Raw genomic sequence first — 207 nt, 5'->3', positions numbered from 1 at the left:
TGGTAAGCACCATAGCCGGCGATGGCACTCCAGGTTATACTGATGGCACCGGCACCACGGCGCAGTTTAACCGCCCCTACGGCGTGGCTGTGGGCTCATCCGGCAATGTCTATGTGGCAGATTTTAGCAATCACCACATCCGGAAAATCACACCGGCGGGGGTGGTAAGCACCTTGCCCGACGGCACGTGATGGGGTCGTAGGGATG

General features: G+C 59.4%; 1 pseudogene. It reads left to right on the top strand.

Annotated elements, in window-relative coordinates:
* Positions 1 to 191, top strand: a pseudogene (locus S1OALGB6SA_RS01105) (hypothetical protein); the annotation flags it as partial.
* Between the last annotated feature and the right edge of the window lie 16 nt (positions 192 to 207).

The organism is Olavius algarvensis spirochete endosymbiont, assembly GCA_900608495.1.
GTDB lineage: Bacteria > Spirochaetota > Spirochaetia > DSM-2461 > DSM-2461 > UBA2779.
The sequence above is the reverse complement of the archived record's forward strand: the minus strand, read 5'-3'. Positions and strand labels throughout refer to the sequence as shown.